Source organism: Streptococcus sp. A23, from assembly GCF_043674155.1.
In the GTDB taxonomy this organism is placed as follows: Bacteria; Bacillota; Bacilli; order Lactobacillales; family Streptococcaceae; genus Streptococcus; species Streptococcus suis_V.
Genome location: NZ_JBIMJP010000005.1, coordinates 1 through 20,157, shown reverse-complemented (window position 1 = coordinate 20,157; position 20,157 = coordinate 1). Strand labels below are relative to the sequence as shown.

General features: G+C 44.9%; 24 protein-coding genes. 20 read left to right on the top strand and 4 right to left on the bottom strand.

Annotated features, from left to right (window positions below; all coding sequences use genetic code 11):
• Positions 1–46: 46 nt before the first annotated feature.
• The 3 genes from ACHBIE_RS03995 to ACHBIE_RS03985 all read right to left on the bottom strand — a co-directional run bounded on the left by ACHBIE_RS03995 (position 47) and on the right by ACHBIE_RS03985 (position 2,296).
• Positions 47–1,231 (bottom strand): chloride channel protein, encoded by a 1,185-nt coding sequence (locus tag ACHBIE_RS03995; protein ID WP_394732762.1) that lies wholly within the window; start codon positions 1,229–1,231, stop codon positions 47–49.
• A complete protein-coding gene (locus ACHBIE_RS03990; RefSeq protein WP_105122537.1) occupies positions 1,224–1,499 on the bottom strand; it encodes a chorismate mutase in 276 nt (91 codons plus the stop codon). The genes ACHBIE_RS03995 and ACHBIE_RS03990 overlap by 8 nt, the downstream gene beginning before the upstream one ends.
• A gap of 344 nt (positions 1,500–1,843) precedes the next feature.
• A complete protein-coding gene (locus ACHBIE_RS03985) occupies positions 1,844–2,296 on the bottom strand; it encodes a flavodoxin (protein WP_105110414.1) in 453 nt (150 codons plus the stop codon).
• A gap of 95 nt (positions 2,297–2,391) precedes the next feature.
• Here ACHBIE_RS03985 and ACHBIE_RS03980 point away from each other — a divergent pair, with 95 nt between their 5' ends.
• From ACHBIE_RS03980 to ACHBIE_RS03910, 15 genes are all read left to right on the top strand, one after another.
• Complete coding sequence (locus tag ACHBIE_RS03980; protein WP_394732761.1) at positions 2,392–3,336, top strand: bifunctional oligoribonuclease/PAP phosphatase NrnA; 945 nt, start codon at positions 2,392–2,394, stop codon at positions 3,334–3,336.
• On the top strand, positions 3,323–4,351 hold the full coding sequence (locus ACHBIE_RS03975) for an FAD:protein FMN transferase (protein WP_394732144.1): 1,029 nt from the start codon (positions 3,323–3,325) through the stop codon (positions 4,349–4,351). The genes ACHBIE_RS03980 and ACHBIE_RS03975 overlap by 14 nt, the downstream gene beginning before the upstream one ends.
• A 111-nt stretch (positions 4,352–4,462) precedes the next feature.
• Positions 4,463–4,723, top strand: a complete 261-nt coding sequence (locus ACHBIE_RS03970; RefSeq protein ID WP_105110411.1) for a type B 50S ribosomal protein L31 — start codon at positions 4,463–4,465, stop codon at positions 4,721–4,723.
• A gap of 194 nt (positions 4,724–4,917) precedes the next feature.
• Positions 4,918–6,156, top strand: coding sequence for an FtsW/RodA/SpoVE family cell cycle protein (locus ACHBIE_RS03965; RefSeq protein WP_394732143.1), 1,239 nt, complete (start codon positions 4,918–4,920; stop codon positions 6,154–6,156).
• The gene (locus ACHBIE_RS03960; RefSeq protein WP_125266049.1) at positions 6,153–6,695 is read left to right on the top strand and encodes a DJ-1 family glyoxalase III; all 543 of its coding nucleotides are present in this window, start codon (positions 6,153–6,155) and stop codon (positions 6,693–6,695) included. Before ACHBIE_RS03965 ends, ACHBIE_RS03960 begins: the two co-directional genes overlap by 4 nt.
• Before the next feature lie 23 nt (positions 6,696–6,718).
• A complete protein-coding gene (rpiA, locus tag ACHBIE_RS03955) occupies positions 6,719–7,393 on the top strand; it encodes a ribose-5-phosphate isomerase RpiA (RefSeq protein WP_105122532.1) in 675 nt (224 codons plus the stop codon).
• Between the two features lie 91 nt (positions 7,394–7,484).
• A complete protein-coding gene (locus tag ACHBIE_RS03950) occupies positions 7,485–8,696 on the top strand; it encodes a phosphopentomutase (RefSeq protein ID WP_394732142.1) in 1,212 nt (403 codons plus the stop codon).
• Positions 8,696–9,052 (top strand): ArsC/Spx/MgsR family protein, encoded by a 357-nt coding sequence (locus ACHBIE_RS03945; protein WP_172008848.1) that lies wholly within the window; start codon positions 8,696–8,698, stop codon positions 9,050–9,052. Before ACHBIE_RS03950 ends, ACHBIE_RS03945 begins: the two co-directional genes overlap by 1 nt.
• A gap of 11 nt (positions 9,053–9,063) precedes the next feature.
• A complete protein-coding gene (locus ACHBIE_RS03940) occupies positions 9,064–9,873 on the top strand; it encodes a purine-nucleoside phosphorylase (RefSeq protein WP_172008847.1) in 810 nt (269 codons plus the stop codon).
• Between the two features lie 22 nt (positions 9,874–9,895).
• The gene (locus ACHBIE_RS03935) at positions 9,896–10,432 is read left to right on the top strand and encodes a hypothetical protein (protein ID WP_394732141.1); all 537 of its coding nucleotides are present in this window, start codon (positions 9,896–9,898) and stop codon (positions 10,430–10,432) included.
• Positions 10,433–10,675: 243 nt separating this feature from the next.
• The gene (locus ACHBIE_RS03930; RefSeq protein ID WP_394732140.1) at positions 10,676–11,008 is read left to right on the top strand and encodes a hypothetical protein; all 333 of its coding nucleotides are present in this window, start codon (positions 10,676–10,678) and stop codon (positions 11,006–11,008) included.
• Between the two features lie 12 nt (positions 11,009–11,020).
• On the top strand, positions 11,021–11,911 hold the full coding sequence (locus tag ACHBIE_RS03925) for a chloride channel protein (RefSeq protein ID WP_394732139.1): 891 nt from the start codon (positions 11,021–11,023) through the stop codon (positions 11,909–11,911).
• 9 nt (positions 11,912–11,920) lie between these two features.
• Positions 11,921–12,634: a purine-nucleoside phosphorylase gene (gene deoD, locus ACHBIE_RS03920; RefSeq protein WP_105160564.1), complete on the top strand. Its 714-nt coding sequence runs from the start codon at positions 11,921–11,923 to the stop codon at positions 12,632–12,634.
• Positions 12,635–12,671: 37 nt separating this feature from the next.
• Complete coding sequence (locus ACHBIE_RS03915) at positions 12,672–13,019, top strand: HIRAN domain-containing protein (protein WP_105122526.1); 348 nt, start codon at positions 12,672–12,674, stop codon at positions 13,017–13,019.
• 181 nt (positions 13,020–13,200) lie between these two features.
• Positions 13,201–15,468, top strand: coding sequence for a glycogen/starch/alpha-glucan phosphorylase (locus tag ACHBIE_RS03910; RefSeq protein WP_105122525.1), 2,268 nt, complete (start codon positions 13,201–13,203; stop codon positions 15,466–15,468).
• 30 nt (positions 15,469–15,498) lie between these two features.
• Here the strand turns inward: ACHBIE_RS03910 and ACHBIE_RS03905 are convergent, their stop codons facing one another.
• Positions 15,499–16,077, bottom strand: coding sequence for a VanZ family protein (locus ACHBIE_RS03905; RefSeq protein WP_105122524.1), 579 nt, complete (start codon positions 16,075–16,077; stop codon positions 15,499–15,501).
• A gap of 96 nt (positions 16,078–16,173) precedes the next feature.
• On the opposite strand from ACHBIE_RS03905, the gene hemW reads away from it, so the two are divergent.
• Genes hemW through ACHBIE_RS03880 form a run of 5 tightly spaced genes read left to right on the top strand, consistent with a single transcriptional unit; the run spans position 16,174 to position 20,072 of the window.
• A complete protein-coding gene (hemW, locus tag ACHBIE_RS03900) occupies positions 16,174–17,310 on the top strand; it encodes a radical SAM family heme chaperone HemW (RefSeq protein WP_105122523.1) in 1,137 nt (378 codons plus the stop codon).
• Between the two features lie 12 nt (positions 17,311–17,322).
• Complete coding sequence (locus ACHBIE_RS03895; RefSeq protein WP_394732760.1) at positions 17,323–18,063, top strand: acyl-ACP thioesterase domain-containing protein; 741 nt, start codon at positions 17,323–17,325, stop codon at positions 18,061–18,063.
• The gene (locus ACHBIE_RS03890; RefSeq protein WP_394732759.1) at positions 18,050–18,667 is read left to right on the top strand and encodes an NUDIX hydrolase N-terminal domain-containing protein; all 618 of its coding nucleotides are present in this window, start codon (positions 18,050–18,052) and stop codon (positions 18,665–18,667) included. The genes ACHBIE_RS03895 and ACHBIE_RS03890 overlap by 14 nt, the downstream gene beginning before the upstream one ends.
• 9 nt (positions 18,668–18,676) lie before the next feature.
• Positions 18,677–19,450, top strand: coding sequence for a TIGR01457 family HAD-type hydrolase (locus ACHBIE_RS03885; RefSeq protein WP_394732758.1), 774 nt, complete (start codon positions 18,677–18,679; stop codon positions 19,448–19,450).
• Complete coding sequence (locus tag ACHBIE_RS03880) at positions 19,440–20,072, top strand: TIGR01906 family membrane protein (RefSeq protein WP_394732757.1); 633 nt, start codon at positions 19,440–19,442, stop codon at positions 20,070–20,072. The genes ACHBIE_RS03885 and ACHBIE_RS03880 overlap by 11 nt, the downstream gene beginning before the upstream one ends.
• The last annotated feature ends 85 nt before the right edge of the window (positions 20,073–20,157 follow it).

Here is a 20,157-nt window from a genome sequence, read left to right as displayed (position 1 = left end):
ATTTTTGAGAAAGAAAAAAGCCTACTAATCAGACTTTTCTATTTATTCAATGAATTTGTTGCCCGTAGATGGTTTGTTTACGGTTGAGGAAATAAGCGACTCCGAGCACAGGTAGGGCAAATGGAAGAATGGCAGAACCGAACACCTCGTAGCTAATCAAAATAGGAGCAATGAGTGTATTGGTCGCAGTGCCAAATACAGCACAATAACCTAGTGCAGCAACCAATTCTGGTGGGAGACCAAGCCACTGTGCCAAAACAAGTCCTGCACTTGCACCGATGGCAAAGAGTGGGGTGACTTCACCGCCTTGGAAACCTGCAATTAAGCACAAGCAGGTAAAGACCAACTTGAGTAGCCAGTCATAAGCAAAAATTGTATTTCCAGATAGACTAGCCTCAATTAAATTAGTCCCCAAACCAGAATAGCGACCGAGGTGTGCTAAATAGAGAAAGAGCGAGAGTAACAAGCCCAGTGCAAGCATTCTCCAGTAAGGATTGGGAAGAAAAGTAGATATTTCTGCTTTGGCATGTGTGAGGATCCAAGCGAAGCAGTTACCGATCAGTCCGAGACAGATGGCCACTAACATCCACTTGAATAGATCTTCAAATTGGAAGGGAAAAGCTGACAGGGAATGGCTGAATTTTTCCAAGCCTAGCCAATGTGAGGTAGAAGAGGCGATGATAGCAGCAAGGAGACAGTAAGGCAGGGCAACCCAAGAAATGCTCCCGACCACCAAGACCTCGACAGCAAATAAACTAGCAGCCAAAGGCGTTTGAAAGAGCCCAGCAAAGCCAGCAGCCATCCCAATTTGCGTCATAGTGTCTTTAGGAAGTGCGCTTTTCCAGAGCTTACCCAGCCAGTGCGATATGCTGGCACCCAATTGAACAGCGACCCCCTCGCGTCCTACTGATGCGCCAACCAGATGTCCCAGCCAAGTGGTTGTGGTAATCAGTGGGATTAGAATAGGGGAAATAGTGGTGTCTTGTCCTTGTCCTGACTGAAACACCAAATTCATCCCAGCTTGGACGGATTTCCCCCATTTTTGATAGACAAAGATGATGAGAAGTCCGGCAAGACTGAGTAAGGGAATGAGGTAGGAGAAGTAATTGGTACGGATAGTGCCTATAGCCAACAAGACTCTGCCAAAAATTGTTTCAATCACTCCTGCGGCGAGACCAATGATAAGGGAAAAGAGACTGAGCTGTCCAGTGCGTGAAATTTTGTTATTCATAGTCAGCCAATTTTTCCGCCTGGTAGATCCTGGACTGGGCCATAATGTCACTGAAGGTGGCGACAATGGCAGAGCGGTAAGCTGGATTTTCCACCAGGCTACCGACTCTATCTAGAACAGCTTGTTCGCGGCTGGCATCCAGGACTGGCTTTCCAGTCGCACGTTTGTAGGCTGTGACCTGATCGACCAATTCCATGCGTTGTTCCAGTAAGCTGACAAGTTGGCAGTCCAAGTCGTTAATGTCTTTTCGAATGTCTTCTAATAGCATCCCATTCTCCTTTAAGAAAACCAGTAACACCTGTTACTGGTTGAGTTTGTAGACAAAGTCTCTTTTCGGACTTTCCTGAGGTGATGTTGGACGGTAGCGACTTCCTTCGGAATTCCATACCTAGTCATTGAGCCTAAGGTCTCAATGACTCCGAACGCTAGAAACGACAACGTTTCTAGCGTTTTCATCACAGCAGAAAGTCCCGACTTAAGGCTCACTCCGCTCGCGAAATAAACTTAATTTTTATTTTTTCTTAGCAGAGCTATTCAGTTTATTTATCCAGAGTTTAGTTTGTCTACGTTCTGAACCAGTAACACCTGTTACTGGTTATTTTGTTCTGCATCTTAATCTAATTTTGCAGCTAAATCGCTGGCAAATTTTTCCAAGTTAACGATGTCTTCGTCTTCAGCAGCCAGGTCTACCTTGACATTTTCAGCACCTTTGACCGCGCCACGTGACCCCAACATAGTGTCGAAATCATCTACCGCACTACAGAAATCATCATAGAAGGTATCGCCAGAACCACAGACACCGTAGACCTTACCAGTCAAGTCCAGGTCAGCTAGGTCAGCGTAGAAATCAATGATTTCATCTGGCAATTCACCGTCGCCACCATAAGAATAAGTATAGGTCGCAACGACAATCAAGTCAGCATCTAGGATTTCTTCCGTCTCAATTGTGGTACATTCATGAACCTGTACCTCCAAACCTAATTCCTCTAGTTTGCTAGCTACGATATCCGCAATTTCTTCTGTGTTACCAGTCATACTAGCGTAAACAATTTTTGCTAGTGCCATAATTTCCTCCAAGTTACATAGTAATCCCATTATACCACACTCCCTTATTTTTCAAAAGGGGGAGATTGTGCTAAAATATTGGGAAAGGAGTTGCTATGACTATTACTACAGATATTTTAGAAACCATTAAGAAGTACGACACTATTATCATTCACCGTCACCAGCGGCCAGACCCAGATGCCATTGGTAGTCAGGTGGGTTTGAAGAAATTATTGCAGGCCAATTTTCCTGAAAAAAACGTCAAGGCGACAGGTGTGGATGAACCAACCCTGGCTTGGCTGGCTAGCATGGACTCAGTCGCAGATGAGGAGTATCACGGAGCCTTGGTCATCGTAACAGACACGGCCAATACGCCGCGAGTGGATGACAATCGATATACCACTGGGGATTTTCTCATCAAAATCGACCACCATCCAAACGAAGAGCCTTACGGTGACCTGCTCTGGGTCAACACAGCTGCCAGCTCTTGTAGCGAAATGATTACGGAGTTTGCTCTGGGCAACAACCTCAAACTAGACGGGGAAATCGCCCGCCTGCTTTACGCAGGGATTGTCGGAGATACGGGTCGTTTCCTTTACCCTGCGACGACTGCTCGCACCTTTGAAATTGTGGCCCGCCTGCGTCAGGAGGACTTTGATTTTACCAGGATGAGCCGCCAAATGGACACCATTGACTACAATATTGCCAAGCTGACAGGCTATGTCTATGACAATTTAGAGGTGGATGAACATGGTGCTGCTCGGGTGACCTTGACCCGCGCTACTCTTGAAAAATACGGCGTGACAGATGCGGAAACCTCCTTTATCGTTGGCGCTCCGGGTCGTATTGGTGATGTCCAGTCCTGGGGGATTTTTGTGGAACAAGCAGATGGTAACTACCGTGTCCGTCTCCGCAGCAAGTATATTCCTATTTCGGCTATTGCCCAGCGGCATGACGGCGGGGGGCATCCATTAGCCAGCGGTGCTAATTCCTATTCCCTAGCCGAAAATGAAGCCATTTATCAAGAAATCCAGCAGGTTGTCCGAGATGCAAGCAAGTAGCAGAAGCGTCCGTCTCATGGGGACGGTCATTGAAACCAAGATTTGGCATGAGAATCCTGAGCCAATTTTAGACCAGGTGGAAAACCTCCTTATTCTGTACAAGGACCGTTTTTCAGCCAATGACCTGACTTCGGAACTCATGGAAGTCAATCTCAATGCAGGTGTACAGGCGGTTCCTGTTGCAGAGGATTTGTACGAACTGATCAAGCTGGGCAAGGAACACAGCCTGGCTGACAAGAGTTTTCTCAATATCACCATTGGTCCGCTGGTCCAGACCTGGCGGATTGGTTTTTCCGATGCCAAGCTGCCTAGTCAGGAAGAAATTGATGAAAAGCTGGCTATCATTGACCCAGCTGATATTGAATTGGACGATGAGGACATGCTGGTCTATCTGAAAAAAGAGGGCATGGCCATTGACCTGGGAGCCTTAGCCAAGGGCTATGTGGCAGACCGCATCGTCGAATTTTTAGAGCGAATGGGTGTGACTGCTGGCTTGATTAACCTGGGTGGCAATGTAAAGACATTTGGACAGGCACCTCATAATCCTGATGGTAACTGGCTAATCGGTATTCAGGATCCTGGAAAAGAACGAGGGCAGAACATCTTGGTTCTGCAAATCATTCAAGAATCGGTGGTCACCTCTGGCATTTACGAAAGGAGCCTAACGGTTGAAGGCAAGACCTATCACCATATCCTCAGTCCGCAGACAGGCTATCCCATTGCCTCTGAACTGGCCAGTATTTCCATTGTCTCCAAGCGGTCGGTCGATGGCGAGATTTGGACCACACGTCTCTTTGGTCAGTCCATGGCTGAGATTTATAGGACGGTTTGCCAGACGGAGGGTATTGAGGCTGTGCTGATTGGCCTGGATGGCAAGGTTTTTGTGACGCCGGGATTGGTGGACAGGGTTGTGGCTAGGAAACAGCATTTGTCAGACGGTTTGGCCAGCCCTTCAAGAGGCGGTTTTGGGGCGCGTGTGACTTCGGATGTGGCCTCCGGAGCCTCTGCTTTGTAAAATGTTGAGAAAATAGGGGAAAAGACTTGCAAGTCTGCCTAACTTTTGGTAAACTTAAATGGTTATAATCTATGGCTCGGAAAGAGACCATGGCAGAAAGGAATTTTTATAATGAAAAAAGATATCCATCCAGAATATCGCACTGTTGTCTTCATGGACACAACTACTGGTTACAAGTTCCTTAGCGGTTCTACTAAGAACTCTAATGAAACTGTTGAGTTTGAAGGTGAAACTTACCCATTGATTCGTGTGGAAATTTCATCAGATTCACACCCATTCTATACTGGACGTCAAAAATTCACTCAAGCAGACGGCCGCGTGGACAAGTTCAACAAAAAATACGGTCTCAAAGACGCAAACGCTGCGAACTAAGAGAAACATTGATTTTAAGCCTTTTCCGAGTTTCGGAGAGGGCTTTTTTGTGCGCGTGATTGCCATTTTGATTGCTCTAGACTGTAGTTAGCCAGCCGCATCTGCGATTTTTGATAGGAATCTTGGGTTTGATAAAATACGGTGCGTTATTTTCTGCTATAATAGTAGAAGATTAGATTTAGAAAGCAGGAGACATGAGCACTCGAAAGATTGATTTAGATAATCGGATTGATTACGGTCTGATATTACCTGTATTTTTACTATTGTTGATAGGTATCTTATCCCTCTATATCGCCGTTAGCATTGATTTTCCGGAAAAACTGGTGCGGATAGTCGGCCAGCAGCTGCTGTGGATTGCCTTAGGTATCGGTTTAGCCTTCCTAGTTATGTTCTTTTCCAATAAGTTTTTATGGAAAATGGCTCCGCTTCTTTACATGTTGGGACTGGGATTGATGATTTTGCCTCTCTATTATTTTAGTCCAGAGCTGGTTGCCTCTACAGGGGCTAAAAACTGGGTAACGGTCAGTGATATGACACTGTTTCAACCGTCGGAATTCATGAAGATTTCCTACATTGTCATGTCAGCCAGATTGATTGTCAACTTTCAACAGCGGAATCCAGTGCGGCAGTTAAAGGAAGATTTTCGTCTGATTGCCTTTCTGACCCTCTTGACCTTGCCAGTCCTTGGCTTGCTTTATCTACAGCGAGATTTGGGGACTTCCTTGGTTTTCGTGGCCATATACGGTGGCATGTTGCTCCTGTCGGGAATTTCCTGGAAAATTTTATTACCAGCTGTCTTGACAGCTGTCGTCTTGGTCGGAGTTTTTCTGATGATATTCATCAGTCCTGGTGGGCGATCCTTCCTTCATAATCTGGGGATGGACACCTATCAAATCAACCGAATTTTGGGCTGGCTAGATCCCTTTGAAAATGCCCAATCAACGACCTATCAGCAAGCCCAAAGCTTGATTGCGATTGGCAGTGGCGGTCTGACGGGTATCGGGATCAATAAAACCAATCTGCTGATTCCTGTTCGCGAAAGTGACATGATTTTCACAGTTATTGCAGAAGATTTTGGATTTATCGGAGCCTCGGTGGTCATTGCGCTCTATCTGCTCTTGATCTATCGCATGTTGAAAATAACTGTCGAGTCCAACAATCGTTTTTACACCTATATTTCGACAGGTTTCATTGTCATGTTGCTCTTTCACGTCTTTGAAAATATCGGTGCAGCAACAGGTATCTTGCCTCTGACCGGGATTCCCTTGCCTTTCATATCTCAGGGTGGGTCTTCTATGGTTTCCAACTTGATTGGCATTGGCCTGATATTGTCCATGAGTTACCAATTTACCTTGTTTGACGAGGCTCAGACTCGCCAAGCATCATCCTATAAGAAAATCACGATAAAGCGTGTAGAAAGAAGGGAAAAATGAAAAAAGTAGCGGTTTTATTTGCAGAAGGTTTTGAAGAAATCGAAGCCCTGACACCGGTTGATGTCCTTCGTCGGGCCAATATGGATTGCCAGATGGTTGGCTTGACCAGCCAGACGGTGACAGGTTCTCATGGGATTCCTGTTCAGACTGATTCTGTCTTTGATGGCGATTTGTCAGCCTATGATTTGATTGTCCTGCCAGGCGGTATGCCAGGGGCGACCAATCTACGTGACAAATCTGGTTTGATTGAGGAATTGAAAACTCAAGCTGCGGCTGGTAAATTTGTGGCAGCAATCTGTGCTGCACCCATTGTTTTAGAGAGAGCAGAGCTTCTCAAGGACCGTCATTTTACCTGCTATCCAGGCATGGAAGAGCAGATTGCCTCAGGTATTCACCAGACGGATGAGGTGGTTGTCGATGGCAATATCGTGACCAGTCGAGGTGCCGGAACCAGTCTGCCATTTGCCTATAAACTTGTTGAGTTGCTGGGTGGTGACGGTCAAGCACTTGCGCAGACCATGGTTTATCAACAGGGCTAGTTAAGAAAGCAAAGGAGTAAACTATGTCAAATTTGAAAGAACAAGTTGGGATTAAGGCAGCTGAATTTGTCACGGACGGGATGATTGTGGGCCTGGGAACAGGATCGACTGCCTATTATTTCGTCCAGGAAATCGGTCGCCGGGTACAGGAAGAAGGCCTGGACATCATCGGTGTGACGACTTCGCATGCCACAGCGAAACACGCTGCTTCACTGGGAATTCCTCTGAAGAATATTGATGAGGTGGATTATGTTGACTTGACGGTGGACGGAGCAGATGAAGTAGACGGAGCTTTTAACGGCATCAAGGGTGGCGGTGCAGCCCTGCTCATGGAAAAGGTCGTTGCCAGCTATTCCAAGGACTCTATCTGGATTGTCGATGAAAGCAAGCTAGTGGAAACACTCGGAGCCTTCAAACTGCCGGTTGAAGTGGTTCAATACGGTTCTGAAAATCTTTTCCGACTGTTTGAGAAGAAGGGCTATCGTCCAAGTTTCCGTATGAAGGACGGCCAGAAATTGGTGACCGATATGCAGAATTTTATCATTGATCTGGATTTGCAACGAATTTTGGATACGCTTGCTTTGGCCAATGAACTGGACCACACAGTTGGAGTAGTAGAGCACGGTCTCTTCATTAACTTGATTTCAAGAGTCATCGTGGGAACAGCAGAAGGTCCTAAAATCCTTACTAAAGAATAGTTGAAAACGCTTCTCATTTTTTTATAAAATGAGAGCTTTTTTATGTTATAATTAAAAGACGAACGTTTATTTTAAAAAAAAGGAGAGCAATATGCCTAAATTTAAACGTATTCATCTGATTGTCCTGGATTCTGTGGGAATCGGTGCGGCGCCAGATGCCAACAACTTTACCAATGCAGGCGTTCCAGACGGTGCCTCAGACACCTTGGGACACATTTCAAAAACAGTCGGCTTGGATGTGCCAAATATGGCTAAACTGGGTCTCGGCAATATCCCTCGTGAAACACCTCTGAAAACAGTTCCTGCCGAGGAAAATCCGACAGGTTATGCGACAAAATTGGAAGAAGTATCACTTGGTAAGGATACCATGACGGGTCACTGGGAAATCATGGGCCTCAACATTACCGAACCTTTCGATACCTTCTGGAATGGTTTCCCTGAGGAAATTTTGACCAAAATAGAAGAATTTTCAGGTCGTAAGGTCATCCGCGAGGCCAATAAACCTTACTCTGGAACGGCTGTGATTGATGATTTTGGTCCTCGTCAAATGGAAACTGGGGAGCTCATCATTTACACCTCCGCAGACCCTGTTCTTCAGATTGCAGCTCATGAGGACATTATTCCGCTTGAGGAGCTCTATCGTATCTGTGAGTACGCGCGTTCTATTACCTTAGAACGTCCAGTCCTTCTGGGTCGTATCATTGCCCGTCCTTATGTTGGTGAGCCTGGTAACTTTACCCGCACGGCCAACCGCCACGACTATGCCGTTTCTCCATTTGAGCCAACTGTTCTCAATAAACTGGCAGATGCTGGTATCTCGACCTACTCTGTTGGTAAAATTAGCGATATTTTCAACGCCTCAGGCATTACCAACGACATGGGCCACAACAAAAATAACAACCACGGTGTTGATACCCTCTTGACAACCATGGGTCTGTCTGAGTTTGAGACAGGATTCTCCTTCACCAATCTGGTGGATTTTGATGCCAACTTTGGTCACCGCCGTGATGCCAAGGGCTACCGTGATTGCTTGCATGAGTTTGATGCTCGCTTGCCAGAGATTATGGCTGCCATGCGTGAGGACGACCTGCTCCTCATCACAGCTGACCATGGGAATGACCCGACCTATGTCGGTACGGACCATACTCGTGAGTACATTCCGCTCTTGGCTTACAGTCCCTCCTTTACTGGCAACGGCTTGATTCCACAGGGACATTTTGCGGATATTTCGGCGACCATTGCTGAAAACTTTGGTGTGGACAAAGCCATGATTGGTGAGTCATTCTTGGATAAATTAGTCTAATGGAAAAAGTAACCGTTTATTACAATCCCGATTGTAGCAAGTGCAAGAAATTGCGGGTCCTTCTCGCTCATCAAGATCTGGAAGTGACCTGGGTTAATTATCTGGAAAATCCCCTGTCCAAGGCAGATTTGGAAAGAATTTTGGCTAAAATGGATGCCCAGCCTTCCCAGCTTATCCGCCTGGCACAGGACGATTTTGAAGGAAAATCCGAGCCAGAAATTCTGGAACTCATGGTAGCTGAACCCAGTCTTGTCAACAGACCCATTGTCGAGCGAGAAAGTACCGCTTTTCTCTGCAGACCGCTGGACGTAATCGTAGAAAAAATGCCAGAATACGACTGGTCAAGATATTTGTAAAAGGAGAAATTATGACACTATTAGAAAAAATCAATGAAACAAAGGCTTTTTTAGAAGAAAAAGGCTTGATTAAGCCAGAATTCGGCTTGATTTTGGGCTCAGGTTTGGGCGAATTAGCGGAAGAAGTAGAAAATGCTATTGTTATCGACTATGCTGACATTCCAAATTGGGGCAAGTCAACAGTTGTAGGCCACGCTGGTAAGTTGGTTTATGGAGATTTGGCAGGTCGCAAGGTTTTGGCGTTGCAAGGTCGTTTCCATTTCTACGAAGGCAATCCAATGGAAGTTGTGACCTTCCCAGTCCGTGTTATGAAAGCTCTTGGTTGTGAAGGTGTGATTGTTACCAATGCCGCAGGAGGTATCGGCTACGGTCCAGGTACCCTTATGGCCATTACAGACCACATCAACATGACTGGTCAAAACCCATTGATTGGTGAAAACTTGGAAGAATTTGGTCCACGTTTCCCAGATATGTCCAATGCCTATACCAAAGCATACCGAGAAAAAGCACATGCAGTTGCGGAAAAATTGGGCATCAAGTTGGACAATGGTGTCTACCTCGGTGTGACAGGTCCTACTTACGAAACACCAGCTGAAATCTTGGCCTTCAAGACCATGGGTGCCCATGCAGTTGGTATGTCAACTGTTCCAGAAGTCATCGTTGCAGCTCACTCAGGCATGAATGTCTTGGGAATTTCAGCTATCACTAACTTTGCAGCTGGTTTCCAATCCGAACTCAACCACGAAGAAGTGGTAGAAGTGACTGAACAAATCAAAGAAAATTTCAAGGGCTTGATTAAGGCGATTTTGGCTGAGTTGTAGGAATTAATAGGAGATTAGTCTTATGAAAGTAAAAACAAAAGATACAGTAAAGAAACCTTTTTACAAGAAAAACTGGTTTATAGCTTTAATTGTTCTCTTTACTATTGGTCTTTTCATGCCTAAAAATGAAGAACAAAAAAATGCAGAAGTTTCTACTCAAACGACTACTTCAAGTTCATCTACGACGGATGCGGTGGAATCGTCCAATATTGCTGAGAATACTACTGAAAGTGCAAGTGTCGAATCAATTATATTAACTGCTGGTGATATTGGGCAATATGGTAAGAAAATTGTCATGAATGAAGGAACAGATATGCCGGAAGAACTTGTGGTATTTTACCTCCCTTCAGGAGATTATCAAGTGAAAAATGTTGGTAATTTTCCAAGTCAGTTGAATGTTTATGAAGGGTTCAAAAGAGATGAAACAACGGGATACGATGATTATACAAATGGTCAATCGATTTTACTAAAAGTTGATGAAACAGGTACAATAAATATTCCTGAAGGGTGGTTTGTAGAAATACATGAACCGTCTCAGTTTGAACTGGTGAAGCAATAGTAGTTATTCTTAACTAATTCTTCACAAAAAATAAAAACAGTTATTTTTTCAGAGCAGGCTCCAATCTAGTCTTAGGCTCTATCTACCAGTTAATCCAAGGTAAGGCGGGTTCTTATGCCATTTATCTTGTACTAGGAGTCTTATTTCTAGGTGTGGCTTTCAGGAAGTAGAGCTTTGCCAATTTATGTCATTCAGGGAGGATTGAGTACAGAAAATGTCTTATTGCCAATGGAGTAAGAAACCATGAGGTCAGCTAGCTACTGGTTCAAATTGGTAACGGCCATTTGCCTCGTCAGTTTGCTGACTGGAGTGGGAGGAATCTTGCTCCATCACTTGCAAGACTTGGTTGGAGAACTTCTTTACGGTAGGGAAAAGCCTTTTACGCCTGCTTATTTCTCTCATCTATCGTCGCAGAAAATCGTTATCCTAGTGACTGCGACTGATTTGCTATCTGGTCTCGTCTGGTATCTGCTTCAGAACCAGAACCATAGAATTTATACCATTAAGGCCCAGCTTGCAGTCAAGAATGTGAAGGAACGCCCAGGTATGCTGTCTCATCTGATTCACATTGCGTGACAAATCATCTCGGTGGCGGCTGGCTCGCCCATTGGCAAGGAGGCGGCACCTCGGGAGCTTGGGGCCCTGTTGGCAGGTCGCTTATCTGACCGTGAGCACTTTTCCTTGTCTGACCGTCACTTGATGATTGCTTGTGGAGCCGCCGCCGGCTTGTCAGCCGTTTACCAGGTGCCGGTGGCTAGCGTCTTCTTTGCCTTTGAGACTATGGGGATTGGCCTTTCCATAAAAAATTTCCTCCTAGCTAGTTTGTCTATGGGACTGGCAGCAGGAGTGGCGGGGCTTTCCATTTCCAGCGCACCACTTTATCAGATTTCAGTCATGGAGCTGAGTTGGGGCAATCTAGTCTTGGCTGTCTGCTTGGCTTTAGTCATAGCGCCCCTGGCCGGTCTCTTTCGAGGTTTGACCGCCAAGGCCCAGGCTAGTAAAGCAAAGGATAATAGACTGCTTTGGCAGTTACCGCTGGCTTTTTCCCTACTTGCCATCTCTGCAACAATCTTTCCGGAACTCTTGGGAAATGGCAGTGCTTTTATTGAGAGTCTTTTCCTCGGAATGGATTTTCAAAAGGTGGTCATCCTGTTGCTATTGAAAGCTGCTCTTGTATTACTGGTTTTGCGAGCCGGAGCCTATGGAGGAACGTTGACACCGTCAGTTGCCATCGGAGCTTCCCTAGGATATGTTCTCGCGACGGCTTTAAAGGTCATTTGGCCTAGTCTATCTATGGATGCTGCTATGGTTTTAGGCTCTGCTATTTTCCTAGCCATGACTATGAAGGCACCCTTGATAGCGACAGCCTTGGTCATTTCTTTCACTGGTCAACCTTTGCCAGCCTATCTGCCCTTGCTCCTTGCAGTTGGGACCGCCTATCTTTCACATCACTATCTTTTTACATTTAATAGAAAATGAGGAATATCTATGTCAATTCATATCTCTGCCAAACCTGGCGATATTGCTGATAAAATTCTCCTTCCGGGAGATCCGCTCCGTGCTAAATTTATTGCTGAAAACTTCCTTGAAGACGCTGTGTGCTTCAACGAGGTCCGCAATATGTTCGGCTACACAGGTACTTATAAGGGCCACCGTGTTTCTGTCATGGGAACTGGTATGGGGATGCCATCCATTTCCATCTACGCCCACGAGCTCATCAACGAATACGGTGTGAAAAAATTAATCCGCGTTGGAACCGCGGGCTCACTGAGTGCTGATGTTCATGTTCGTGAATTGGTCTTGGCGCAAGCAGCTGCAACCAACTCTCGTATGATCAATATTGACTGGCCAGAGTACGATTTGCCACAAATTGCAAGCTTCAACCTTTTGGACAAGGCCTACCACATTGCTAAAGACTTTGGCTTGACCACTCACGTGGGAAATGTCCTTTCATCAGACAGTTTCTATTCTCCAAAACTCTTCAGTCGTAACTTGGAACTGGGGCAAATCGGTGTCAAGGCGGTTGAAATGGAAGCGGCAGCTCTTTACTACTTGGGAGCTAAATTTGGTGTAGAAACGCTGGCTATCATGACCATTTCTGATAGCTTGGTCAATTCAGATGAGGATACAACGGCAGAAGAACGCCAAAATACCTTCACAGACATGATGAAGGTTGGTCTGGAAACCTTGATTGCGGAATAGGCCGGACTAAGGAGTAACTTGTGATAAGGAGGAATGTATGACATTTGCACACTTTGAACCAACTCGAAATGTAGAAGATTTTCACTTGGCAGGATTTGCTTATTATGACGGATTAGATGTTGTCGAAGAGTTAAAATTGGGAACTTCTCTAGATTTACTGGCTGAACCAACTAATCCTTATGATTCAGAAGCGGTGCTTATTCTTTATCGGGGGAAGAAATTGGGCTACATTCCAAAATACAAGAACAGTTTAATCAGCCGGATGCTTTTTTATGGACACGGGGATATTTTGGAAGCTCGCGTTCAAATGATTGATTTGACGGAACATCCTGACCGTCAACTACGCGTGGTTGTTAAGTTTAAGGACAATCGTCCGACAGCCTAAATCAGTAGACAGAGAAGTTATCAGGTTAATCTGTAACCGTTTGAAAGACGAACTAAGTTCTATTTGTATGGAACTTAGCTTGTCTTTTTTTGTTTTTTAGTGTATAATAGAAAACGGTTACATATAGTAACGAAATAATCATGAACACTTACATATATTAGTTTCATTTAGGAGATTAGGAATGATTAATTTACAAAATTTTGTCCAGTCCATGTACGCTAAGCGGATTGAAGACTGTTCTGACCATGAACTTTACTATGCTTTGCTCGCATTTACAAAGCAACAGAGCGAGGCTAAATATACCAATGAGCAGAAGAAAAAAGTCTACTACATTTCTGCGGAGTTCTTGATTGGTAAACTCTTGTCTAACAACTTGATTAACTTGGGTGTTTATGATGAGGTGAAGAGCCAGCTTGCAGCGGCAGGGAAGGACTTAATCGCCATTGAAGATGTGGAGATGGAGCCATCTCTTGGTAATGGTGGCTTGGGTCGCTTGGCTGCCTGCTTCCTTGATTCCATTGCCAGTCTTGGTCTCAATGGAGATGGTGTCGGTCTTAACTACCACTTTGGACTTTTCCGTCAACTGTTTGAGTACCACCAGCAGTCTGCGGTGCCAAATGAGTGGATTACGCCACGTTCTTGGTTGACAGAATCCCCAATTTCTTACCAAGTGCCATTCGCCAACTTTACCTTGACATCTAAGTTGTATGATATTGATGTTCCTGGCTATAAGACAGAGCGTAAGAATCGTTTGCGTCTGTTTGACCTTGGTTCTGTAGATGACAATATCATCTATGACGGTATCGAGTTTGACAAGGAAGACATTTTCCGCAATCTGACCCTCTTCCTCTATCCAGATGATTCGACAGATGAGGGCAAGGTGCTGCGTATCTTCCAGCAGTATTTTATGGTGTCCAATGCTGCCCAGCTCTTGATTGATGAGGCTGTTGCTAAAGGTTCAAATCTTCATGACTTGCCGGATTACGCTGTAGTTCAAATCAATGATACCCACCCATCCCTTGTCATTCCAGAATTGATTCGTCTTTTGGAACTCCGTGGCATTTCCTTTGATGAGGCAATTGAAATTGTCAAGAAAATGACTGCCTATACCAACCATACAATCTTGTCTGAAGCCCTTGAAAAATGGCCACTGGATTTCTTGAACCGTGTGGTGCCTCACTTGGTGCCATTTATCGAGGAGTTGGACCGCCGTGCAAAAGAAGTGAAAAATGATCCAGCGGTTAATATCATCGATGAGCATGGTCGTGTCCACATGGCCCACATGGATATTCACTACGGCTACTCTATCAACGGTGTAGCAGCCCTTCATACTGAGATTTTGAAGACTTCTGAGTTAAAAGCCTTCTACGAGCTTTACCCAGAGAAATTTAACAACAAGACTAACGGTATCACCTTCCGCCGTTGGCTCATGCATGCTAACCCAAGATTGGCTAGCTATCTTGATGGACTACTTGGACATGGCTACCACCATGATGCTAGCGAGTTGGAAAAACTCTTAGAATATAAGAATGACAAGGAATTAAAATCTTGGTTAGAAAAAACCAAGCAGCACAACAAGCGTAAGTTGCAACGTCATATTGCTAAGACGCAAGGTGTGGAGGTCAATCCAGAGTCTATCTTTGACGTGCAAATCAAGCGTATGCACGAGTACAAGCGTCAACAGATGAATGTTCTCTATGTTATCCACAAGTATTTGGATATCAAGGCTGGCAATATCCCAACTCGTCCATTGACAGTCTTCTTCGGAGGAAAAGCTGCACCAGCTTACACAACGGCTCAAGATATTATCCACTTGATTTTGGTCTTGTCACAGGTTATCAAAAATGACCCAGAAGTGGCACCACACTTGCAGTTGGTCATGATTGAAAACTACAACGTAACGGAAGCCAGCTTCATCATTCCAGCGGCAGATATTTCAGAGCAGATTTCTCTTGCATCTAAAGAAGCATCTGGTACTGGTAACATGAAATTCATGCTCAACGGTGCCTTGACTATCGGTACAGATGACGGTGCCAACGTGGAAATTCATGAATTGGTCGGCGATGAAAATATCTACATCTTCGGTCAAGATAGCCAAACTGTTATTGACCACTATGCAAATGGAACCTATCATCCATATGCATTCTACGAACGAAATGCTATCCGTCCATTGATCGATTTCATTACATCTGATACCATTCGTCATGCGGGTGGTATTGATGAACGCCTCTGGCGCTTGCAGGACAACCTCAAGCATAATGACCACTTCATGACCTTGCTAGACTTAGAAGACTACATTGAAACTAAGGAAAGAATGTTGGCAGATTACGAAGACCGTGACAGCTGGTTGGACAAAGTCATCGTTAACATTGCCAAGGCTGGTTTCTTCTCATCAGACCGTACTATCCAACAGTACAATGAAGATATCTGGCATTTGGAAGCTAAGTAAGCTAGATAAACTAAAAATGACCTTTCGGGGTCATTTTTTCTGTATTCTATTTTTGAAAGCTTGAGCCATTGCGGATTGTCCCAAGAAGTTTCCAAGGGCGAAGCCAGAAGTGTTAAGCAAGATGTCGCCAAGGTCAAAGAAGCCTAGTGAAAAGAAGAATTGACAGGCTTCAACTAGCAATATGGCACCTACAAAGAGAGAAAGTTTTTTCCAAGAAAATGAAAAAAGCAACCCAAGTGGTAAAAAGAGTAAGAGATTAAAGACCAATATAGCAGGATTGAGAAATAGGTCTTGAGAGAAGGTGCTAAGGAGATCCCAGTTGACACCTCTGACGCCCATGCTTTTGAAAAAGAGAAGAAAGACTAGCAGAAGCCCGTAGCAAGCGTAGAAAAACCAAAGTGTCAGTCGCGAAATATGGGGCTTATAGACAAGTCGAAATAGGGTAAAGCAAAATCCGGTCATCAGTAAGACTGCTGCAAATGCTGGCCAAAAATCAACCGTCATGAAAATGTTTGAAAATTGGTGAAAAAGAAAGGTCATAAAGAGCCAGCGACAGAGCAGAAATGACAGGATCAGGTTAATACAGTCATAGATAGCTTCTTTTCTCATAGAAGGCCTCCTTTTTATTTCATTATATCATTATTTGAGGGGGAGGGTAAAGTATCTAGAAAATAATTTCACTGACAGTATGCTATAATAGTTGGTATGAAAAAACGACCGACATCTGCCTATATCCACATTCCATTTTGCACTCAGATTTGTTACTACTGTGACTTTTCCAAGGTCTTTATTAAGAATCAGCCAGTTGACGAGTATTTGGCTGCCCTTATGGAAGAGGTCAAGTTTTACGACCTACCAGCACTCCGCACACTTTATATCGGAGGCGGAACACCGTCGGCTCTCTCGGCAGACCAGTTGGACTACCTCCTGACCAATCTGGAGGACTTGCTGGACTTGTCACAGCTGGAAGAATTCACTATCGAGGCCAATCCAGGTGACTTGACGGCGGACAAGATTGCAGTGCTAAAAAAATCCAAGTGTAATCGGGTGTCGCTAGGTGTCCAGACCTTTGACGATCGGATGTTGAAAAAAATCGGTCGTAGCCACAACCAGGCCCAGATTTATGAAACCATTGCAGCCCTCAAGGAAGCGGGTTTTTACAACATTTCCATTGACCTGATTTATGCCCTGCCTGGTCAGACCATGGAGCAGGTGGTGGACAATGTCGCCAAGGCCTTGGAGATGGACATTCCCCACATGAGCCTCTATAGCTTGATTTTGGAAAATCATACGGTCTTCATGAACCGTCAACGCCGTGGCAACCTGCATCTGCCCAACGAAGATGTAGAGTCCGATATGTTCGACTACATTCTTCAAGAGTTGGAGAAAAACGGCTTCGAGCATTATGAGATTTCCAACTTCACCAAGCCCGGCTTTGAAAGTCGCCACAACCTCATGTACTGGGACAATTCCGAGTATTACGGCTTGGGTGCAGGGGCCTCAGGCTACATCGACGGCATGCGCTATCGCAACCGCGGCCCCATTCAGCACTACCTCAAGTCCATCCGCGAAAAAGGCCATTCCCGCCTGCACGAAGAGTTTCTCAGCAAGACCGAGCAAATGGAAGAAGAGATGTTTTTAGGGTTACGGAAAAAAACTGGCGTGTCTATTGAGCGATTCGAAGAAAAGTTTGGTATCTCCTTTGAAGATCGCTACGGTCAGGTGGTCAGAGACTTGAAAAATGAAGGACTCTTGCAAGAAGAAGACCGTTGGCTTCGGATGACGAAAAAAGGATTGTTTTTAGGCGATACAGTTGCTGAGCGTTTCATTATAGAAGATTAGAAAGAGGACACAATGGGACTAAGCTACCAAGAAGAGTTCACCATTCCTTTTGATATGGTGGATGTTAAACAAGAAATCAAACTGCCTGACTTTATTTCCTACTGTCTTGGTGTGTCAGGTCGGCAGTCGGAAGAACTGGGTCGCAGTGACCTCTATGTTTTTCAGGAATTTGGCTTGATTTGGGTGGTGACTGATTATGAACTAACTATTCAAAGCCTGCCCAAGTACAACGAAACCATTGTCATTAAAACAGAAGCGGTTGCCTACAATAAGTTTTTCTGTCATCGGATGTTTTATATCTACGATGAAGCAGGTAATCTCTTGCTGGACATTCTCTGCTATTTTGTCCTGATTGATTTTGAAACTCGCAAGGTGGCACCTGTGCCAGATGATTTGATTGCTCCGTATCAGTCTGAGCAGGTCAAGAAATTACCACGGGCTCCCAAGTATCAGCTCTTGGAAAATCCATCTGTTCAAGAATTTCCTGTTCGCTATTTTGATTTGGATATGAATGGTCATGTCAATAATGGCAAGTACCTGGAATGGATGTATGAAGCACTGGGCTATGATTTTCTGCTCTGCCATGTCCCTAAAAAAATCCAACTCAAGTATCTTAAGGAAGTAGAGGCGACTAGCTTGGTAAGTTCACGCATGGTGGCAGAAGCTGGTGTCAGCCAGCATGAGATTGTGGTGGATGGACATATCCATGCGCAAGCTGTCATAGAATGGAGGGAACGCCATGTCGCAGGATAAGTGGTTGGAATGGGCCGTACGTTTACAAGCCTTGGCTCAGACAGGCTTGGCCTATGGAAAAGATGTTTATGACATGGAAAGATTTGAGGAAATCAGACAGATTGCGGCGGAAATGTTGGTAGAGCCATCTGGACAGCCCTTGGAGGTGGTGAAAGACTTGTTTTGCAATGAAACAGGCTATCAGACACCCAAGTTGGATACCCGCGCAGCTATTTTTCAAGAAGATAAAATCCTACTGGTTCAGGAAAACGATGGGCTCTGGTCCTTACCAGGTGGTTGGTGCGATGTGGACCAGTCCGTTAAGGATAATGTGGTGAAAGAGGTCAAGGAAGAAGCAGGGCTGGATGTGGAGGCTCTGCGAGTCGTTGCGATTTTGGACAAGCACAAGAACAATCCTGCCAAGTCTGCCCACCGTGTGATCAAGGTCTTCATTCTATGTCGTCTCCTTGGCGGGGAGTTTCAGCCCAATTCGGAAACAGTTGCCAGTGGCTTTTTCAGTCTAGATGACTTACCGCCGCTCTCGCTTGGGAAAAATACTCCTGAGCAGTTAGCACTTTGTTTGGAAGCTAGTCGGTCTGAGCATTGGGAAACACGATTTGATTAAGGAGAAAGTATGACCTATCAAGGATATTTGATCGATTTAGATGGGACGATCTATGAAGGGAAAAAGCGGATTCCTGCTGGGGAACGGTTTATTCATGGTTTGCAGGAGCGCAACATTCCCTATCTCTTTGTGACCAACAATACCACCCGTCGTCCTGAAACGGTACAAGCTATGTTGGCGGAGAATTTTAATATTGAAACGCCACTTGAGACCATTTACACGGCCAGTCTGGCTACCGTGGATTATATGAATGATTTGGGTCGGGAAATGACGGTTTATGTCATCGGTGAGGACGGGCTCAAGTCTGCCATTTTTGAGGCAGGTTATGTGGAAGACAGGGAAAATCCTGCCTATGTGGTGGTGGGACTGGACACTCAGTTGACCTATGAAAAGCTTACCATTGCTACCTTGGCTATTCAAAAGGGAGCGACCTTTATAGGTACCAATCCTGACCTCAATATTCCGACGGAGCGTGGTCACTTGCCAGGTGCTGGTTCATTGATTGCACTCTTGAAAGCTGCTACCCGTGTTGAGCCGATCTTTATTGGCAAGCCTGAAGCTATTATCATGGACAAGGCTCTAGAGATTTTAGGGACAGAACGTAGCCAAACGGTTATGGTGGGGGATAACTACCTGACGGATATTCGGGCAGGGATTGACAATGGATTTCCAACTCTTTTGGTCCTGACTGGTTTCACCAAGCCAGAAGAAGTAGCAGACTTACCCCTGGCTCCAACCCATGTCCTCGATAGTTTAGATGAATGGAGTTTTGATGAGAACTAAAATTCAGATTTTCGGAACGGTTTTATTTGTCTTGTCGGCAGCAGTTTTAGGAACCATCTACCTAGCTTGGCTAGTTTATCCGATAGAAATTTCCTACCTAGGCTTGGAAAATGTTGTCTACATGAAAGCGGCAGATATTTCCTACAATTTCAATATCCTGATGAACTATCTGACCAATCCTTTTGCAAGTGTTTTAGACATGCCAAATTTCCGCTCATCGGGAGCTGGTCTCAAGCATTTTAGGGATGTTAAGTATCTCTTTCATTTTGCCCAGTTTGCCTTTCTGATTAGCCTGCCAGTCTTTATTTCCTTTGTTAAACAGGTTCTAAACATGGGCTATGGTCAGATCTATCACCGGGTTTTTACTTGGGTTGCCTTGGCGCCTGTTCTTATCGGACTGGTCGGTGTCTTAATTGGATTTGATACGTTCTTCGTCCTCTTCCACAAGGTTCTCTTTCCGGGCGATTCGACCTGGCTCTTTGACCCAGCAAAAGACCCTGTCATCTACATTCTGCCACAGGACTTTTTCCTCCATTGCTTTATCTTGTTTTTCGTTCTCTACGAGCTCTTTTCTTTGGCAATGCTGGCGTGGACAGTGAAATCTACCAGGAAAACTAACTAGGATAATTTCCCGCGTTGTAAAATGAAGTGCAACAAAAAAGACATGTTCGTCTGATATACTAGAATTCCCCAACTCAGTATAGAAA

Excerpts from the sequence above, each read along its gene's own strand:
- ACHBIE_RS03885 (WP_394732758.1), top strand. The coding sequence starts at position 18,677 with ATGACCTATCAAGGATATTTGATCGATTTAGATGGGACGATCTATGAA.
- hemW (WP_105122523.1), top strand. The coding sequence starts at position 16,174 with ATGAAAAAACGACCGACATCTGCCTATATCCACATTCCATTTTGCACT.
- ACHBIE_RS03880 (WP_394732757.1), top strand. The coding sequence starts at position 19,440 with ATGAGAACTAAAATTCAGATTTTCGGAACGGTTTTATTTGTCTTGTCG.
- deoD (WP_105160564.1), top strand. The coding sequence starts at position 11,921 with ATGTCAATTCATATCTCTGCCAAACCTGGCGATATTGCTGATAAAATT.
- ACHBIE_RS03905 (WP_105122524.1), bottom strand. The coding sequence starts at position 16,077 with ATGAGAAAAGAAGCTATCTATGACTGTATTAACCTGATCCTGTCATTT.
- ACHBIE_RS03915 (WP_105122526.1), top strand. The coding sequence starts at position 12,672 with ATGACATTTGCACACTTTGAACCAACTCGAAATGTAGAAGATTTTCAC.
- ACHBIE_RS03935 (WP_394732141.1), top strand. The coding sequence starts at position 9,896 with ATGAAAGTAAAAACAAAAGATACAGTAAAGAAACCTTTTTACAAGAAA.
- ACHBIE_RS03985 (WP_105110414.1), bottom strand. The coding sequence starts at position 2,296 with ATGGCACTAGCAAAAATTGTTTACGCTAGTATGACTGGTAACACAGAA.
- ACHBIE_RS03965 (WP_394732143.1), top strand. The coding sequence starts at position 4,918 with ATGAGCACTCGAAAGATTGATTTAGATAATCGGATTGATTACGGTCTG.
- ACHBIE_RS03970 (WP_105110411.1), top strand. The coding sequence starts at position 4,463 with ATGAAAAAAGATATCCATCCAGAATATCGCACTGTTGTCTTCATGGAC.
- ACHBIE_RS03990 (WP_105122537.1), bottom strand. The coding sequence starts at position 1,499 with ATGCTATTAGAAGACATTCGAAAAGACATTAACGACTTGGACTGCCAA.
- ACHBIE_RS03890 (WP_394732759.1), top strand. The coding sequence starts at position 18,050 with ATGTCGCAGGATAAGTGGTTGGAATGGGCCGTACGTTTACAAGCCTTG.
- ACHBIE_RS03895 (WP_394732760.1), top strand. The coding sequence starts at position 17,323 with ATGGGACTAAGCTACCAAGAAGAGTTCACCATTCCTTTTGATATGGTG.
- ACHBIE_RS03930 (WP_394732140.1), top strand. The coding sequence starts at position 10,676 with ATGAGGTCAGCTAGCTACTGGTTCAAATTGGTAACGGCCATTTGCCTC.
- rpiA (WP_105122532.1), top strand. The coding sequence starts at position 6,719 with ATGTCAAATTTGAAAGAACAAGTTGGGATTAAGGCAGCTGAATTTGTC.
- ACHBIE_RS03995 (WP_394732762.1), bottom strand. The coding sequence starts at position 1,231 with ATGAATAACAAAATTTCACGCACTGGACAGCTCAGTCTCTTTTCCCTT.
- ACHBIE_RS03940 (WP_172008847.1), top strand. The coding sequence starts at position 9,064 with ATGACACTATTAGAAAAAATCAATGAAACAAAGGCTTTTTTAGAAGAA.
- ACHBIE_RS03910 (WP_105122525.1), top strand. The coding sequence starts at position 13,201 with ATGATTAATTTACAAAATTTTGTCCAGTCCATGTACGCTAAGCGGATT.
- ACHBIE_RS03980 (WP_394732761.1), top strand. The coding sequence starts at position 2,392 with ATGACTATTACTACAGATATTTTAGAAACCATTAAGAAGTACGACACT.
- ACHBIE_RS03960 (WP_125266049.1), top strand. The coding sequence starts at position 6,153 with ATGAAAAAAGTAGCGGTTTTATTTGCAGAAGGTTTTGAAGAAATCGAA.
- ACHBIE_RS03950 (WP_394732142.1), top strand. The coding sequence starts at position 7,485 with ATGCCTAAATTTAAACGTATTCATCTGATTGTCCTGGATTCTGTGGGA.
- ACHBIE_RS03945 (WP_172008848.1), top strand. The coding sequence starts at position 8,696 with ATGGAAAAAGTAACCGTTTATTACAATCCCGATTGTAGCAAGTGCAAG.
- ACHBIE_RS03975 (WP_394732144.1), top strand. The coding sequence starts at position 3,323 with ATGCAAGCAAGTAGCAGAAGCGTCCGTCTCATGGGGACGGTCATTGAA.